Below are 17,159 nucleotides of genomic sequence, written 5' to 3' on the forward strand. Positions count from 1 at the left end.
AGTGAATTTATCAGTGCCGATGATAAATAAACGCATCGGTAAAGAGAGTATGGTTGATTATCGTGTGGATTCCAGAAATGAAAAACCCGCCGGTGGCGGGTTTGATAGCGAAAATGTCACGCAATCCTGCATGCATCTGCTTCCCAGCGATACCCCACACCATACACCGCGCGAATAAATGACTGCTCGGCATCCAGCGCTTCCAGCTTACGGCGCAGGTTCTTGATATGGCTGTCGATGGTGCGGTCAGTCACCACGCGGTAATCGTCATACAGACGGTTCAGCAACTGCTCGCGGGAGAAGACTTTCCCCGGCTCGTGGGAGAGGGTTTTCAGCAGGCGGAATTCAGCAGGGGTCAGGTCCAGCATCTTGTTGCGCCAACTTGCCTGAAAACGGCTTTCATCCACAACCAGCGGACTTTCTGCGTCCAGCACCTGCAGTTCGCGATGTGGCTTGCAGCGGCGCAGAATGGTTTTCACGCGGGCGACGACTTCACGTGGGCTGTAGGGTTTACAGATGTAATCATCAGCACCAATTTCGAGGCCCAGCAGGCGGTCAATCTCTTCAATTTTGGCGGTGACCATGACGATGGGCACGTCGGAGAAGCGACGAATTTCCCTGCACAGCGTCAGGCCGTCGGTACCGGGGAGCATCAGGTCCAGCAGGATCAGGTCCGGCGGCGTCTGGCGTACGTACGGCAGTACCTGGTCGCCATGATTAATCAGCGACGGGGCATAGCTTGCCGCGCGTAAATAGTCGATCAGTAACTGCCCAAGTTTCGGCTCATCTTCCACAATCAAAATGCGTGGCGTGTTTTCGTCAATCGGTAACTCGGTCATGCTTCTCTCGATAAATCCCGTTCCAGAGGTAACTCTACTGTAATGCTAACCCCACCAAAAGGCGAATGGGCGGCGCGGATCGTGCCATTATGCGCCTCAACGATGTTAACGCAAATCGCCAGTCCCAGGCCGGAACCGCCGCTGGCACGGTTGCGGGAACCTTCAGTACGGTAGAAACGCTCAAACAGTTTTTCCAGCTGTGTGTCCTGCACGCCGGGGGCGGAATCGGCAAAGGTCAGGGCAAAGTTCCCGTTTTCCTGTTTGCCAGAGATATGCAGCCCGCCACCGCTGTCGGTGTAGCGCAGGCTGTTTTCCAGCAGGTTGTTGAATAGCTGCATCAGCCGGTCTTTGTCACCAAACACCACCGCGCTGTCTGGCAAGGAGAGATCAATTTTCAGATTGCGGCTGGCAAAACGTTCCCGGAAAGCGCCGGTGGTGACTTCCAGGACGTTAATCACGTCGACGGGCGCTTTCTGGTAGGCCAGCGCCCCTTCATCTGACATAGAGAGCTGGTGGAGGTCATCCACCAGTTTGGTGAGCGTGCCCACTTCGGCCTGCAATGAGGCCACCGATTCAGGCGTGAACTGGCGTACACCGTCCTGAATGGCTTCCAGCTCGCCGCGCAGCACCGCCAGGGGGGTGCGCAGCTCGTGCGAAATGTCGGCCATAAAATCGCGGCGCATCTGCTGGTTTTTCTCCAGGGTACTGGCGAGCTGGTTAAAGTCCTGAGCCAGCTTACCCAGTTCATCCTGGCTGCGGGTATCTACGCGGGTCGTGAAATCCCCGGCGGCCAGCTTGTGCGTGCCCTCCACCAGCCGTTTCACCGGGGCGAGCAGACCGCGTGCCATCGGGAAGGTAGCAAGCGCGGCGAGCAGAGTGGAGAAGGCGACAATCAGCCAGCTTGTCCGACGCTGTTGACGGTCAAAGTTAATATCGGTATTGCGCGTCAGGCGCTCCACCGGCGAGGCGATAACCCACCCGACGGTCGCGTTATTCACTTTGATCGCACGACGGGTGCCGTCAGGCGGAATCGGCGCACGCGGGCCAACCAGCGTGCGCATTTCCTGATCGATTACCCAAAACTGAGTGCGCCAGCCGTGCGGCGGCATGCCTGGCCCAGGGCGATCGTCGCCAGTGTCGTGCTCCAGCGAGCGCAGGATCTGGAAAATGAATCGGTCATTATTGCGCAGAAAACGCCAGTTGCCGTGCTGGGCGTACTGCTCGCCCAGCGCATCGCTTAACCCCTGCAAACGTTGCTCATTGCCATGCTTGATGTAATCAATAAATCCACGTTCAAAACTGACCCGCACGGCCCAGTGCATGCTGATCAGCAGGACAATACAGGTGGTAAATATCGCGACAAAGAGCTTACCGGTAATGCCCGGTCGCCAGAATTTCATGATTCACTCCTTTTACTGCGCCGGATAACGACATTCTTGCTGGTATCATCCGGCACTCTGGCGAAGATGAAAGCGGGCAGGGCGATGATGACCGCCATGCTGAGATAAGTGTATAAAAAGACCTGATGCGCGACCGGGGTATCAACGCTGAGATGGTGTTGTCCGTACATACCGAGCAGTAAACCCGCCACGGTGACGCCCACGCTCATGGACAGTTGCATAACCATCGACAGCAGGCTGTTGCCGCTACTTGCCAGATCGTCCGGCAGATCTTTCAGCGTCAGCGTGTTCATCGACGAGAAGCGCATGGAGTTGATAATCCCCTGGCAGAACAGCACCAGCGGCAGGACGTAGTACCAGCCCATCAGCGCCACGGCCATAAACAGCAGGCTGACCAGCGCCAGCCCCAGCGTGGCGGTCACCAGCACGTGACGATAACCAAAGCGGTTTACCACCTGCACCACGATGCGCTTCATTCCCATGCTACCCAGCACCATCGGGATCATCATTAAGCCCGCATGAAACGGTGAAAACCCCATCCCAATCTGCAAAAACACAGGGGTCATAAACGGCAACATACCGCTGCCGATGCGCCCGGCAAAGCTGCCGAACAGGCCCAGGCGATAGGTGGCGTTTTTAAACAGTGAGAGACTGAACAGTGCTTTATCGTTACCTCTGGCATGCCACAAATACCAGAGGATGGCCGTGAAACCGAGGGCAACCAGAATACCCAGCGTCAGGGACGAAATCCCCAGACCTTTTTGTCCGTCGAGTGCCAGCGTCAGCGTTGCCATTCCTCCTGCCAGCAGGATAAAACCAAAGAAATCGAAGCGTCGGGTTTGCATGGTGTAGTTGGGCATCAACGCCAGAGTGGCAATGGCACCGATGATGCCGACAGGAAGGTTGATTAAGAAGATCCAGTGCCATGACGCGTATTCCACCAGCATACCGCCCAGCGCCGGGCCCAGCAGCGGCCCCACCTGACCGGGAAGGGTGACAAAGGTCATTGCCGCCATGTATTGCTCACGTGGAACAATCTTCATAACTGTTAACCGCCCGACGGGCACCATCATCGCCCCGCCAACGCCCTGCAACACCCGCGCCATGATTAGCTGGTCGAGGGTGTTGGCCTGAGCGCAAAACAGCGAACCCGTGGTAAACAACACGATCGCGGTAAAGAAGATATTCCGCACGCCGACTTTGTCGGCCAGCCAACCGCTGGCAGGCAGCATCACCGCAACCGTCAGTACGTAGGAGACAATTACCATATGCATATGCAGCGGACTCTCCCCCAGACTTTTCGCCATCGAGGGGAGGGCGGTATTGACGATGGTTGTATCCAGCGACTGCATAAAGAAGCCGAAGGCGACTATCCATAATTGCCAGCGAACATTAGCGGGGAGGTCGGTCATTTATTCGGTCACCGTGGTTCTGTTTTTCCGCGAAAAACGCAGTCGCAGACGGTCAAAGAAGAGATAGACCACCGGCGTGGTATACAGCGTCAGCAACTGGCTCATGACCAGCCCACCGACAATCGTGATCCCCAGCGGCTGGCGCAGCTCTGAACCGTCGCCACCCGAGATAACTAACGGCAGCGCGCCAAACAGCGCCGCCAGAGTGGTCATCATGATCGGACGAAAACGCAGCAGACAGGCCTGGAAAATCGCCTCTTCTGGCGACAGATTGCCGTTACGCTGAGCATCCAGCGCGAAGTCCACCATCATAATGGCATTTTTCTTCACAATACCGATTAATAGCATGATCCCGATGAGCGCGATAAGGCTGAATGGCGCACCAAACAACTCCAGCGCCAGCAATGCCCCGACGCCCGCCGATGGCAGCGTCGAGAGGATCGTCAGCGGATGAACGTAACTCTCATACAGTATGCCAAGCACAATATAGACCGTGGCAATGGCGGCCAGGATCAAAATCACCTGCGAGTTCATTGTGTCCTGAAATACCTGGGCGGTTCCGGCAAAGCTACCGCGTACGGTAGACGGCACGCCAAGCTGCGTCATCGCGCGGTTGATCGCATCGCTGGCCTCGGAAAGTGATGAACCGGCTGGCAGGTTAAAGGAGATGGTCGATGCTGCCGACAGCCCTTGATGGTTCACCGACAGCGGCGCGTTGGCAGGCCGCCAGCTGGCGAAGTACGAGAGCGGTATCGCCTTGCCGTCGCTGTTGATCACAAACATTTTGTCCAGGGCACTGATGTCCTGGGTGTAACGCGGATCAACTTCCATCACCACCTTATACTGGTTCATCGGCTGATAGATGGTGGAGATCTCGCGCTGACCGAAGGCATTGTTCAGCAGACTGTTGGCTGCTTCAACGTTAATACCCAGACGCGACATGGTCTCGCGGTCGTAGGTCAGCGCCATTTCAGCACCGTTATCCTGCTGATCAGAGTTCACGTCCGCCAGCTCCGGCAGGGCGGCCAGCGCCTTGCGGATCTTCGGCTCCCACTCGCGCAGGGCTGCTAAATCATCAGAGAGCAGCGTGTACTGATAGCTGGCATTCGCCTGACGCCCGCCAACGCGGATATCCTGAACGGCCATCAAAAACAGATTGGCACCGGGCTCTTTAGCGAGTTTCACCCTAAGACGGTCAATCACCTGCTGGGCGGTTTCGTTGCGCTCGCCGCGCGGTTTCAGAGTAATAAACATCATCCCGCTGTTGACGCGTGACCCACCCGTAAAGCCGGTCACGTTATCTACCGCTTTATCTTCCCGGATAATCTTCATAAAGTCCTGCAGCTTGCCGCGCATGGCCTGGAACGAAATGCTCTGGTCAGCCTGAATACCGCCCATCAGCACCCCGGTATCCTGCTCCGGGAAGAAGGTTTTCGGGATGGTGATGTACATCCAGACGTTGAGCACAATGGTTCCGATCAGCACCAGGCCGACAAGCCGGGTATGGTTCAGCACCCATTTCAGCGATTTGCCGTAGCGCTCCTGTATGGCCATCAGGATACGACCAAAGCCTTTACGGCGCGGCTGCGAGTGTGGTTTGCTGCGCTTGAGCATCCAGCCGCACATCATTGGCGTGAGCGTAAGGGAGATGATCAGCGAAATACCGATAGCGACGGAGAGGGTGACGGCAAACTCCCGCAGCAACCGGCCCGGCAACCCGCCCATCAGCAGCAGTGGCAGGAACACCGCCACCAGCGACAGGCTCATGGAGAGCACCGTAAAGCCCACTTCGCGCGTCCCCTGAAGCGCCGCCTGTAGCGGTTTAACACCTGCTTCCAGATGGCGGGATATGTTTTCCAGCACCACGATGGCGTCATCGACCACAAATCCTGTTGCGATGGTCAAGGCCATCAGCGACAGGTTGTTGAGGCTAAAGCCACACAGAAACATGGCGGCAAAGGTACCAATCAGCGACACCGGAACGGCGACTGCCGGGATCAGCGTCGCGCGGCCTGAACGCAGGAACAGGAATACCACCAGGATCACCAGCGCAACGGAGATAACCAGCGTTTGCTCCACCTCTTCAAGTGAGGCGCGAATAGTCGGGGAGCGATCCTGGGCAATCTGCAAATCGATCTCAGCCGGGATCGTCTCCTGCAACACCGGAAGACGCGCGCGGATGCTGTTCACCGTCTCAATAATGTTGGCTTCCGGCAGCTTGCGGATCATCAGCAAAATCGCCGGTTTGGCGTTGGTCATCCCGGCGTTACGCACGTCCTGCACCGAGTCGGTGACGCTGGCGACGTCACTTAAACGCACCGCCGCACCGTTGTTATAGTGGATGATCAGTGGCTGATATTCGGCGGCAGTTTTTAGCTCGTCATTCGTCTGGATCTGCCAGCGGTGACTCTTGTCCTCAACCGCCCCCTGCGGTTTACGCACATTGGCATTGCTGATAGCGGAGCGCACATCATCCAGTGACACGCCCTGATTAAACAGCGCCTGCGGGTTTAAGCCCACACGGACAGCGGGCAGGGAACTTCCGCCGACGCTCACGTCGCCGACGCCATTGATTTGTGAGATCGTTTGCGCCAGTTGGGTAGAGGCAAAGTCGTACAATTGCCCTTGCGAGTAGGTATCCGAGGTCAGTGTCAGGATCATGATCGGCGCATCGGACGGGTTAGCCTTGCGGTAGGTCGGGCGGCTCGGCATCCCGCTCGGGAGCAGGCTTTGCGCGGCGTTAATGGCAGCCTGCACGTCGCGTGCCGCACCGTTAATATCGCGATCGAAGCTGAACTCCAGAATGATACGCGTGCTGCCCAGCGAGCTGCTGGAGGTCATCTCGTTAATTCCGGCAATCCGCCCGAGCGAACGTTCCAGCGGCGTGGCGACCGACGAGGCCATCGTTTCCGGCGATGCGCCAGGCAGCGAGGCACTGACCATGATCACCGGGAAATCTACCTGCGGCAGGGGAGCCACCGGCAGCAGCCGGAAACCCAGCACGCCGCACAGGGTGATGGCGAGCGAGATTAAAATCGTCGCCACCGGGCGATAAATGAAGAGGGCGAAAAACTTCACTTATGCCTCCTCTTCACGTTTCGGGAAGCGGCTTTTGGTCCACAGCGCCAGGCGGTCAAACAGCAGGTAGACCACCGGCGTGGTGAAGAGGGTCAGCACCTGGCTCACCAGCAGACCACCCACCATCCCGATCCCCAGCGGACGACGCAATTCCGCGCCGACGCCAGTACTGAGCATCAGCGGCAGCGCACCCAGCAAGGCGGCCAGGGTGGTCATCAGGATCGGACGAAAACGCAGCAGACAGGCCTGGAAAATCGCATCGCGCGGGTTCATCCCCTGCTCGCGCTCGGCAGCTAGGGCAAAGTCGATCATCATGATGGCGTTTTTCTTCACGATCCCGATAAGCAGGATGATGCCGATGATCGCAATCACATCCAGTTCGCTCCCCGCCAGCATCAATGCCAGCAGTGCCCCGACACCTGCCGTCGGCAGGGTAGAGAGGATGGTGATCGGATGGATAAAGCTTTCATACAGCACACCGAGCACGATATACATTGCGACCACCGCCGCGACAATCAGCCAGATGGTGTTGCCGAGTGCCGCCTGGAATGCCAGCGTACTGCCCTGGAACTGGGTCTGAATATCGGACGGGAAGCTCAGCGTTTTCTCAGCGGCCAGAATCGCTTCCACGGCTTCGCCAAGTGAATAGTTATCCGGTACGTTGAAAGAAATGGTGGTGGACGGGAACTGATCCAGATGGTTAATCGACAGCGGGGTATAGCGCTCTTCCACGGTCGAGATGGCGCTTAACGGCACAATACCCCCGTCTTTGCTGGTCAGGCGTACCGAGTCCAGCCCCGCCAGGCCAGGCGTGTGCTCGGTGTTGTGCTCCAGCACCACGCGATACTGATTCGCCTGGGTGTAAATCGTGGAGATCAGTCGCTGCCCAAAGGCGTTATACAGCGCGTTATCAACGTCTGCCATGGTGATGCCCAGTCGGCTGGCGGTGTCACGATTCACATTCACATACGCTGCCAGACCTTTGTCCTGCCAGTCGCTGCTGACGTCAGAGAGCTGCGGCAGGGTTTTTAGCTTATCTACCAGTTGCGGCACCCAGGTGCTGAGAGCGTCCAGTGTGGTGGCCTGTAGCGTGAACTGGTACTGGGTACGGCTGACCTGGGTATCAATGGTCAAATCCTGAATCGGCTGCAGATAAAGTTCCACGCCAGGCACGCGCGCCACGGACTCTTGCAGACGTTCAATCACCGCGTTTACGCGATCGTCGCGCTGACTCAATGGCTTAAGGTTGATTTGCAGACGTGCGCTGTTCAGAGAGGGGTTTGTGCCATCCACGCCGACATAGGAGGTCAGGCTTTCCACCGCCGGATCTTTCATGATGATCTCAGACACCTGCTGCTGCCGCTGTGCCATGTTAGCGAAGGAGACCGACTGCGGTGCCTGAAGCGTGCCCTGAATAATGCCGTTATCCTGAATCGGGAAAAAGCCCTTCGGAATAACGATCCACAACAGGACGCTGAGCGCCAGTGTACCGAGTGCCACGCCGAGCGTTGCCCACGGATGGTTGAGCACTTTCGCCAGCAAACGTCCGTACGCCGCGATAATGCGTTCGAATATTCGTTCGGAGGCGCGGGAGAAACGGTTTTGCTTGCGCAGGGACTCGTGGCTTAGCATGCGGGCGCACATCATCGGCGTCAGTGTCAGTGAAACAACCGCAGAAATCAAAATGGCGACTGCCAGGGTCACGGCAAACTCACGGAACAGACGTCCGACGATATCGCCCATAAACAGCAGCGGGATCAACACCGCGATCAGCGAGAAGGTCAGCGAGATGATGGTAAAGCCGATCTCGCCCGCACCTTTCAGCGCGGCCGCCAGCGGTTTTTCGCCTTTCTCGATATAGCGCGAGATGTTCTCGATGACCACGATGGCGTCATCCACCACGAATCCGGTAGCGATGGTGAGCGCCATCAGCGTCAGGTTGTTGATCGAGAAATCGAGGAACACCATCACGGCAAATGTCCCCACCAGCGAGAGCGGGACGGCGACGGCGGGAATGATGGTTGCCGGAACGTTGCGCAGGAACAGATAGATAATCATCACCACCAGCGCAATCGCCAGCATCAGCTCGAACTGGGTGTCGGCGACCGACGCGCGAATATTCGTGGTGCGGTCAGAAAGCACTTTTACGCTGACCGATTTCGGCAGGCTTTCAATCAACTGTGGCAGCATAGTGCGAATACTGTCGGCGGTTTCAATGATGTTTGCGCCCGGCTGACGCTGAACGTTCATCACGATCGCCTGTTGTTTGTTCGCCCAGGCACCCAGCCAGCTGTTTTCCGCCCCTTGTTCGACTGTCGCGACATCGCCAAGACGCACCGGCGCACCGTTCTGGTAAGCAATAATCAACTGACGGTATTCATCGGCGGACTGCATCTGGTCGTTCGCGGAGAGCGTGACGGCACGCGTTGGACCGTCCAGTGAGCCTTTTGCCGAGTTGACGTTAGCATTGCTGATGGCGCTGCGAATGGTTTCGCTGGTCAGCCCCAGTGCGGCAATCGCCTGGGCGTTGAGCTTCACACGCACCGCCGGGCGTTGCCCGCCTGCCAGTGTGACAAGGCCGACACCGGATACCTGAGAAATTTTCTGCGCCACGCGGGTTTCGACCATATCTTCCACCTGCGTCATCGGCATGGCGGAAGAGGTGACGGCAAGCGTCATGATCGGCGGATCCGCCGGGTTCACTTTGCTGTAGATCGGTGGATTAGGTAGGTCTGACGGCAGCAGGTTGGTGGCCGCGTTGATGGCGGCCTGTACCTCCTGCTCCGCGACATCCAGTGACAGCGTCAGCTGGAACTGGAGCGTCACGACGGATGCCCCGCCGGAACTCTGGGAGGACATCTGTTTCAGGCCAGACATCTGACCGAACTGGCGCTCCAGCGGTGCGGTAATGGCTGACGTCACCACGTCCGGGCTGGCGCCAGGATAAAGCGTCACCACCTGAATGGTTGGGTAATCCACCTCCGGGAGCGCCGAAACGGGCAGGAAGCGATAGCCGATAATCCCGGCCAGCAGGATTGCCACCATCAACAGCGTGGTAGCAACAGGACGTAAAATGAACAGGCGTGACGGCCCACCTGTAGAATCTGGAGGCATCACCTGCATCAGGCTTTCTCCCCCTGTTTCGCAGGTTCAACCACTTCCACTTTCGCCCCTTCGGTCAGACGGTCAATGCCGTCCGTGACCACGCGGTCGCCCGCGGAAAGCCCGGCGCTGATGACCACCATCTGGCTGTCCTGAATCCCGGTTTTCACCAGATGCTTGCTGACTTTATTGTCGCTGTTCAGTACCCAGACAAAGTTCCCCTCATTACCCATCTGCAGTGCTGCTGATGGGATCACCACTGCGTTTCCTTCAGTCGCAACCAGCATCCGCGCATTGACGAACTGGTTCGGGAAGAGGGCGTCGTCCTGGTTATTAAACCGTGCTTTGAGCTTGATGGTGCCGGTGGTGGTGTCGATCTGGTTGTCCAGACTGAGCAGGGAACCTTCGCTGAGTTTCTGCTTGTTGGTACGATCCCATGCTTCCACTACCAACCCCTTTCCAGCTTTTTGCGCCTGCACCACCGTCGCAATTTCACTTTCCGGCAGGGTAAAGACTAAATCGATCGGATGGGTTTGGGTGATCACTACGATGCCTGTGGTGTCGCCACTTGAGATTTGGTTGCCGATATCGACCTGCTTCAGGCCGACGCGCCCGTCAATCGGCGAGGTGATGCGGCTCCAGTCCAGTTGCAGTTGTGCGCTGGCTACGGCGGCTTCATCGGCTTTAATGGTGCCCTGCGTTTCGCTGACCAGCGACTGCTGGGTATCCAGCTCCTGACGCGATACCAGGTTGGTTTTCACCAGTTGCTGGTAGCGTGCTAAATCGCGCCGGGCGTTGGCGAGCGTGGCGTTGTCTTTCGCGAGTTGTCCCTGCGCCTGGGCCAGCGCCACCTTGAACTGGCTCGGGTCGATTTCTGCCAACAGATCGCCTGCTTTGACCTGCTGACCTTCCTGGAAGTGAATGGCCATCAGTTGGCCATCGACACGGCTGCGTACTGTTACGGTGTTGGCGGCGGTAATCGTCCCAAGACCCGTAAGATAGCGCGGAACGGCTTTATTCACCGCCGTAGCCGCCTGTACAGGTGCCAGCGCACCGCCGCGCATACCGTGACGCCCTCCACCCGTTGGGCGTTGTGGCTGGCTGGTGGCGCCCGCGGGGGCTGCGGAGTTTGCGGATTGACTGTGCCAGTACCAGGCGGCGGCAAGGGCCACCACAATGATGCCAGCGGCGATTGCCCAGCGGGATTTATTACGGCCTTTCATCGTTATACGTTCTCATCCTGAATACTTCGGGGAATGATACTAGTTTAGTCAGGCAACATAGCGGAAAAATGGAGGAAATATGGAAGACTGTCAGGAATGGTCTGAGAGTATCGCCGCGGTTTTTTCCCTCTCCCGGTGGGAGAGGGCACCAGCCCGCACTGCAACAACACTAGCTAAACATCACCTGCGCCCAGCGCGCCAGACCGGCTGTAACGGAACCAAAGTCATCGCCACCCGCAATCGGAATGCCTGGCAACTGTTCGGCCAGCGCTTTCTTAATCAGCGGTGAACGCGCGCTACCCCCGGTGAGGTAAATCACGTCAGGCTTTTCTTTACCGTTCTCCAGTGCCAGCTGCACCTGCTCCAGAATACGCTGTAGCGGCTGAGCGAGCGCTGCCTCCAGCCCGTCCTGTGAAATCGCGGTGGCCAGATCGTCGCTGATAAACGGCAAGGAGACCGCATGCTCAGCGCGGTCGGAAAGGGCAATTTTGCTCTCTTCAGCAGTACGCACCACACGGTAGCTCAGGCGCTGACGCCACACTTTATACAGCAGGGCAACTTTATCTGCGTCCTGTGCATCGCGCACCAGGTCGTTCAGGAAACGGCCATTTGCCGTGCTGTAAAAATCACTCTGCGCCGGGACGTCGTTAATCGCGATAGCGTTCCACCATGGCAGGATTGGCAGAGCGATCCCTTTTTCAGTTTGTCCGCCCATGCCAAGCAGTGGCATCAGGCTCTTGAATGCCAGGGCAATATCGAGATCGTTACCGCCGATGCGGCAACCACTGTGCCCCAGCAAGCTGTTTTCGCGGTCACGACGGTTATGCCATTGCGGCCCCATCAGCAGCAACGAGCAGTCCGTCGTACCGCCGCCGATATCCACGACTAATACGCGTTTCTCTTCCGTCAGCGTGGCTTCAAAATCCAGTCCCGCTGCAACGGGCTCATACTGGAACACTACGTCACGGAAGCCAGCACGGTGCGCCGCACGTTCAAGGATACCCTGTGCCTGCTGGTTAGCGTCATCTCCCCCCAGTCCCTGGAAGTTGATCGGACGGCCAATCACCGCCTGGGTGATCGCTTCCGACACCTGGGTTTGCGCCTGATTGCGAATGTGCAGCATCATGGCGCAGACCAGATCTTCAAACATCGCTACCTGCTGTGGCTTCAGACCGCTGGCCCCCAGGAAGGATTTTGGTGATTTAACGAAGTAAACCTCTTCGGGATCTTCGATGTACTGCCCGAGCGAAGAGAGGCCGAATTGCACGCTGGAAGGCGTAACGTCGATATCTTCCTCGCGGTTAAAACTGACCGCCCGGCGCAGCAGGGCCTGGGTCTCCGCCGCTGTGGCCGGAACCTGATGATGGCGGAACAGCCATTCGCTGACTGCTTCGCGGGTAGGTGCGCAGAGCATTGATGGCAGTAGCGTGCTCTCTTTTTCCATTTTCAGGAGCTGTGGCTGTCCGTCTTGCATAATTGCAACTGAGCAGTTTGCCGTACCGTAGTCAAATCCAATAAACACGAATAATCCCCATGCCAGTGAGAAGGGGCGAGACTTTAACGAAATGTCTGCATCGCGACAACAGGAATATGAAAGCAAGGCGAAACAAGGTCTTTCGGTTTATGCTGAGGGGAACAAAAAAGGAGCGACAATGTATACCCTGACCTGGCAACCCCCTTATGACTGGCAATGGATGTTTGGCTTTCTTGGCGCGCGTGCGGTAGAGGGTGTCGAGACCGTCACTGACCACTATTACGAGCGCAGTTTCGCCTGTGAGGGGCACCAGGGGATCTTTCGCGTCACACCGGATAACCTGACCCACAGGCTACAGGTGACACTGAGCCCCGGGTTAATCCCGGTTGCGCAAACCTGTCTTGAGCGTATTGGGCGTCTGTTCGATCTGGCCTGTGATCCGCATGAAATTCACAAGACACTTGGCGATCTCGGCGTTGCACGGCCTGGTTTACGTTTGCCGGGAGCAATGGATGCTTACGAACAGGGCGTGCGGGCCATTCTCGGGCAACTGGTCAGTGTGGCAATGGCGGCAAAACTGGCTTCACGCGTTGTCGCACTGTGTGGTGAACCGGTAAACGATTCGCCAGGTTATGTCTGCTTCCCCACACCACAAGCGCTGGCCGCAACGGACCCGCTGGCGCTGAAAGCGCTCGGGATGCCAGTCAAACGCGCTGAGTCGTTGATTCATCTGGCGCAATCGGTGATTGACGGCACATTTCCGCTGACGCCACCCGAGGACGTGGAGGCAGGTATGAAGGCGTTACAGCAGCGGCCTGGAATAGGGCGCTGGACGGCAAACTATCTGGCTCTGCGCGGCTGGCAGGCGAAGGATGTTTTTCTGCCGGATGATTATCTGATTAAGCAACGCTTCGCCGGGATGACGCCAGCGCAAATTCGTCGCTATGCTCAGCGCTGGCAGCCCTGGCGCTCTTACGCGCTGCTGCACATCTGGTATACCGACGGCTGGGCGCCGTCAGTTGATAGCGAAATAACTGGTATTGAGCAGTAGATCCAGCGGCTGTGGCTCGGCAATCGTGTCACCATAAATAAAATCGAGCCCGATGCCAGAGAGTGTATCCATCATGATCGGCTGATTACAGGGACCTGCGATGGTTTTCATCCCCAGACGCTGGGCATGGCCCTGGATGATAGTTACCATCATCTCATCCATCAGATTGCCATAAACGTTGGTCACCACTTCCGCGTCCAGCATCAGATAGTCGGCCATATTCGCGCTCAGGTGGGTAAAGACGTTCATGTCACGCCCCACCTGACTGAAGATCACACGGCAGCCCGCCTGACGAAGCTTTTGCAGCCCGCGTTGCAGGTTTTCATCCGGGTTGCACACCACATCGGCAGGGATGATCAGATGCAGAAGACGGCCCGGCAGTGGGCTTTTATCCAGCAGGTCGAGAAGTTCATCGACCAGCGTCATGCTAGCCAAACCGACCTCAGAAAGCGGCAGTGCGACCCCCATACCTTTACTCGCGACTTGTGCGGCAGAGGTACGGAAAAACTCACTAAAGATCCGTCTGTCGAGAGCGTGCAACAGCTCAGGTTCCGCCAGGCCAGATCGGAAGGCGTGTTCTTCCTGTACTTCGCCCTGGCTGGTCCACAGGCGTAACGAAATGAGCCAGAAGTTACAGCTTTCCGGTATGCGTGGTGAGGCAACACTGCGGGCTATCATCATCAGATGATTGTCTTTAATCATGTGCCACTGTTCATCCAGTGACATCATGCTGCGTGCGCTGTGATCCCGCTCCTGCTGAGGTTCGTAAACCGTGACTATGCCGCGCCCACTGTTTTTCGAGGCATAACAGGCGATATCAGCCTGCGACATGATCTCTGATGCCTGATGATTATTTTCATCAATCAACGTGATACCTGCGCTGGCGCCAATTCTGTGCAGGCGACCTTCCCACATAAAGTGATAGCCATTAATGGTATCGATCAGGCGACTGGCGATATAACGTGCGCTCTCTATGTTGCAGTCCGGTAACAGCAAACCGAATTCGTCCCCGCCCAGACGCGCCAGTACATCGCTGGAGCGGAGCATGGTCAACATTAATGAAGAGAGCTCCCGGAGCAGGGCATCACCTGCGGCATGGCCTGCCGTATCGTTGACCGCTTTGAAACGATCAAGATCGATAAAGACCAGCGCATGACGCTGGCGCGTTTCGCGAACGGTCTGCAAGAGCCGTTTGAGATGATTTTCGAAGCTGACCCGGTTTGCCAGGTGGGTCAGGGCATCGTGGGAAGCGCTGTAACTCAACTGACGCAGCATTTTGCGCGACTCAGTCACATCCTGAATCACGATAACCGAGCCAATGTTTTGTCCGTCCAGTGTGCTGAGCGGCGTAATGCTGTAATGAATATCAAAATAACCGCCGGTGCGGCAGTTCAGGACCACGTCCTGATCGATATCGGAACGGGACATATCACCGCTATGAATGTTCTCCATCAGCGGCCCTTTTTCACCAAAGGTAATATGCAGCACCCGCAGGATGGGCTGACCGATAGCTTCGGTCTGCAGCCAGCCGCTCATTTTCTCGGCAACCGGGTTCATGAAGGTGACATTCATGTTGATATCGGTGCACAGCACCGCTTCGCCGATGGAGTCGAGGGTTATGTGCAGACGCTCTTTTTCCTGGAACAGGGCCTCGTTGAGTTGCTTAACTTCGGTCATGTCCATGTTGATACCGAGCAGGCGTTCGACTTCGCCCTGCTTGTTCAGCACCCGGTTCGCCAGAGAGCGGATATGTCTCACGCCTTCCTTCACGCGGATGCGGAATTCAAGCTTAAACGGCAGACGGGAAATCAGGGAGTCCCGCAGCACCTTTTCTGCATGCGCGCGATCTTCAGGCAGCATCGTTTCGTGCCAGAGTTGCCAGGTGGGCTTGATGTGCGGCGGTATTTCATACAGCTCGAACATCCGCTTATCCCAGCTGATAATGTCAGGCTCCAGATCCCACTCCCAGATGCCGATACCCCCCGCTTCGTTGGCAAGCGTAATACGCTCCATCAGGCGTCTGTTGACCCATTCGGTCTGTTTCAGGTCGTTAATATCTTCGATCTGGGCGATAAAATAGAGGGGTGAACCGTCGGTATGGCGCACGACAGAGACAGCAAGAAGCGCCCAGACCACCTCTCCATTGCGCGTGTAATAGCGTTTCTCAAGGGTGTAGGTATTAATCTCACCGTTGACCAGTTGCTCCAGTTGTTCCAGGTCGGTATGTAAATCTTCCGGCCAGGTTAACTGCTGGAAGGTGAGCGACTGGAGTTCCGTCTGGCTGTAACCGAGAAAGTTGCACAGAGCCTTGTTAGCCTGAAGCCATTTGCCCTCAATGCTGACCAGCGCCATACCGATGGCGGAATACTCCATCGCGTTACGAAAACGCTCCTCGCTCTCGGTAATATGTTTGCGTTCTGCACGGAAAGCATACATCACCATAGTCATCACGTTGGCAGGCAGGAGCAGCATCAGGAACGGTAGCCACGGCGCATTCAACATGGCGTTAGTATGCTGAGTGGTCAGCGCCACAGGGTTACGGGCGATCATCAGGGAAACTACCATGACGGTGACCAGAAACACCATGAACGCTTCCATTCGCGGCAGGCGCACGGCACTCCACATGAGCAGAACGATAACGCAGGTAAAGGGCCACGGCAGCCAGGTGATCGCTGCCCAACTGAGGACTAACGTCACTGCCATGGTGGTCAGCGTTTCCAGCAGCAATTTCGGGTCACGATGTCGCAGCAGATAATGCGGTTTAAACAGCAACCCTAATGGCACCAGCGCCAGCGCACCAATGGCTTCAGACAAGACCCAGACGAGGAAATTACGCAGTGGTTCTGGAGTGGGGGCCAGAAAATAGACCAGAACACCACCCACCAGTGGTGGCACCAGCGCGCTGCCAATGGCCAGACGGATCCAGTCATTCAGATTTTGCAGCGGGTTATACCACGGGAGCAATTTGCGCAGTAATAACGCACCAATGACAGCCTCAATAACGTTGATTAAGGGGTAGATGAAGCTTGTCGCCCCCCACGAAAACAGCATCCATGAAGCCAGAATATTGCCAAACGAACAGGCCAGGGCTATCCCCGGCCACATTTTTCCGGCGTGGCGGTAAAACGCCACCATCATGATGGCGGTGGGAAACCAGAGCGGCGCCAGCAGAGTACCGAAGCGAGTAAGCTCCAGCGAAAATAAGGTAAAGATAAAGGTGACCAGGCCCAGACAGACAAGTCGTAATAAAGGATGTGGGGTGGTAACCAAAACCCGCTGGTATTGTTTATTCATTACCGCTTTATCCAGAGACGCCATGCCGTCAGGAAAGAAGTCCGGACGAGTGAATTTGATAATTTGGTTTATGCTAGTACAAACAATTTACAATTCATATGGTGACTGCTCATAATTTGACATCATAGACTTATTAAATAGTTACTCTTTATAAAATTCATATTGATTGCTGAAAAAGTGTCCGTTTAAATTTCACTAAAGGAATAATACGTCACTTTTCAGGCTGTCTCGCAGAACCTGCGCTTTCGACTGGTATCACGCCCCCGAAATCCCTATAATTGCCGCG

At 56.6% G+C, this 17,159-nt stretch carries 9 protein-coding genes; 1 reads left to right on the forward strand and 8 read right to left on the reverse strand.

Going from position 1 to position 17,159, the window contains the following annotated elements:
• Positions 1–116: 116 nt before the first annotated feature.
• The 7 genes from baeR to yegD all read right to left on the reverse strand — a co-directional run bounded on the left by baeR (position 117) and on the right by yegD (position 12,576).
• Positions 117–839, reverse strand: coding sequence for an envelope stress response regulator BaeR (gene baeR, locus HED65_RS05535; protein ID WP_114977755.1), 723 nt, complete (start codon positions 837–839; stop codon positions 117–119).
• Complete coding sequence (gene baeS / locus HED65_RS05540) at positions 836–2,239, reverse strand: envelope stress sensor histidine kinase BaeS (RefSeq protein ID WP_114977756.1); 1,404 nt, start codon at positions 2,237–2,239, stop codon at positions 836–838. Before baeS ends, baeR begins: the two co-directional genes overlap by 4 nt.
• Positions 2,236–3,651 carry an MFS transporter gene (locus HED65_RS05545; protein WP_114977757.1) on the reverse strand — a complete coding sequence of 472 codons (1,416 nt, stop codon included), beginning with the start codon at positions 3,649–3,651 and terminating at the stop codon, positions 2,236–2,238. Before HED65_RS05545 ends, baeS begins: the two co-directional genes overlap by 4 nt.
• The gene (gene mdtC / locus HED65_RS05550) at positions 3,652–6,729 is read right to left on the reverse strand and encodes a multidrug efflux RND transporter permease subunit MdtC (protein ID WP_114977758.1); all 3,078 of its coding nucleotides are present in this window, start codon (positions 6,727–6,729) and stop codon (positions 3,652–3,654) included.
• Positions 6,730–9,852, reverse strand: a complete 3,123-nt coding sequence (locus HED65_RS05555; RefSeq protein ID WP_114977759.1) for an MdtB/MuxB family multidrug efflux RND transporter permease subunit — start codon at positions 9,850–9,852, stop codon at positions 6,730–6,732.
• The gene (locus HED65_RS05560) at positions 9,852–11,054 is read right to left on the reverse strand and encodes an MdtA/MuxA family multidrug efflux RND transporter periplasmic adaptor subunit (protein ID WP_114977760.1); all 1,203 of its coding nucleotides are present in this window, start codon (positions 11,052–11,054) and stop codon (positions 9,852–9,854) included. Before HED65_RS05560 ends, HED65_RS05555 begins: the two co-directional genes overlap by 1 nt.
• A 169-nt stretch (positions 11,055–11,223) precedes the next feature.
• A complete protein-coding gene (yegD, locus tag HED65_RS05565) occupies positions 11,224–12,576 on the reverse strand; it encodes a molecular chaperone (protein ID WP_114977761.1) in 1,353 nt (450 codons plus the stop codon).
• Between the two features lie 130 nt (positions 12,577–12,706).
• Here yegD and alkA point away from each other — a divergent pair, with 130 nt between their 5' ends.
• Positions 12,707–13,579, forward strand: a complete 873-nt coding sequence (gene alkA, locus HED65_RS05570; protein WP_114977762.1) for a DNA-3-methyladenine glycosylase 2 — start codon at positions 12,707–12,709, stop codon at positions 13,577–13,579.
• Here alkA and HED65_RS05575 read toward each other — a convergent pair.
• Positions 13,544–16,873: a diguanylate cyclase gene (locus HED65_RS05575; protein ID WP_114977822.1), complete on the reverse strand. Its 3,330-nt coding sequence runs from the start codon at positions 16,871–16,873 to the stop codon at positions 13,544–13,546. The genes alkA and HED65_RS05575 overlap by 36 nt on opposite strands.
• Between the last annotated feature and the right edge of the window lie 286 nt (positions 16,874–17,159).

This window comes from Pantoea sp. LS15, from assembly GCF_012241585.1.
Classification (GTDB): Bacteria; Pseudomonadota; Gammaproteobacteria; order Enterobacterales; family Enterobacteriaceae; genus Enterobacter.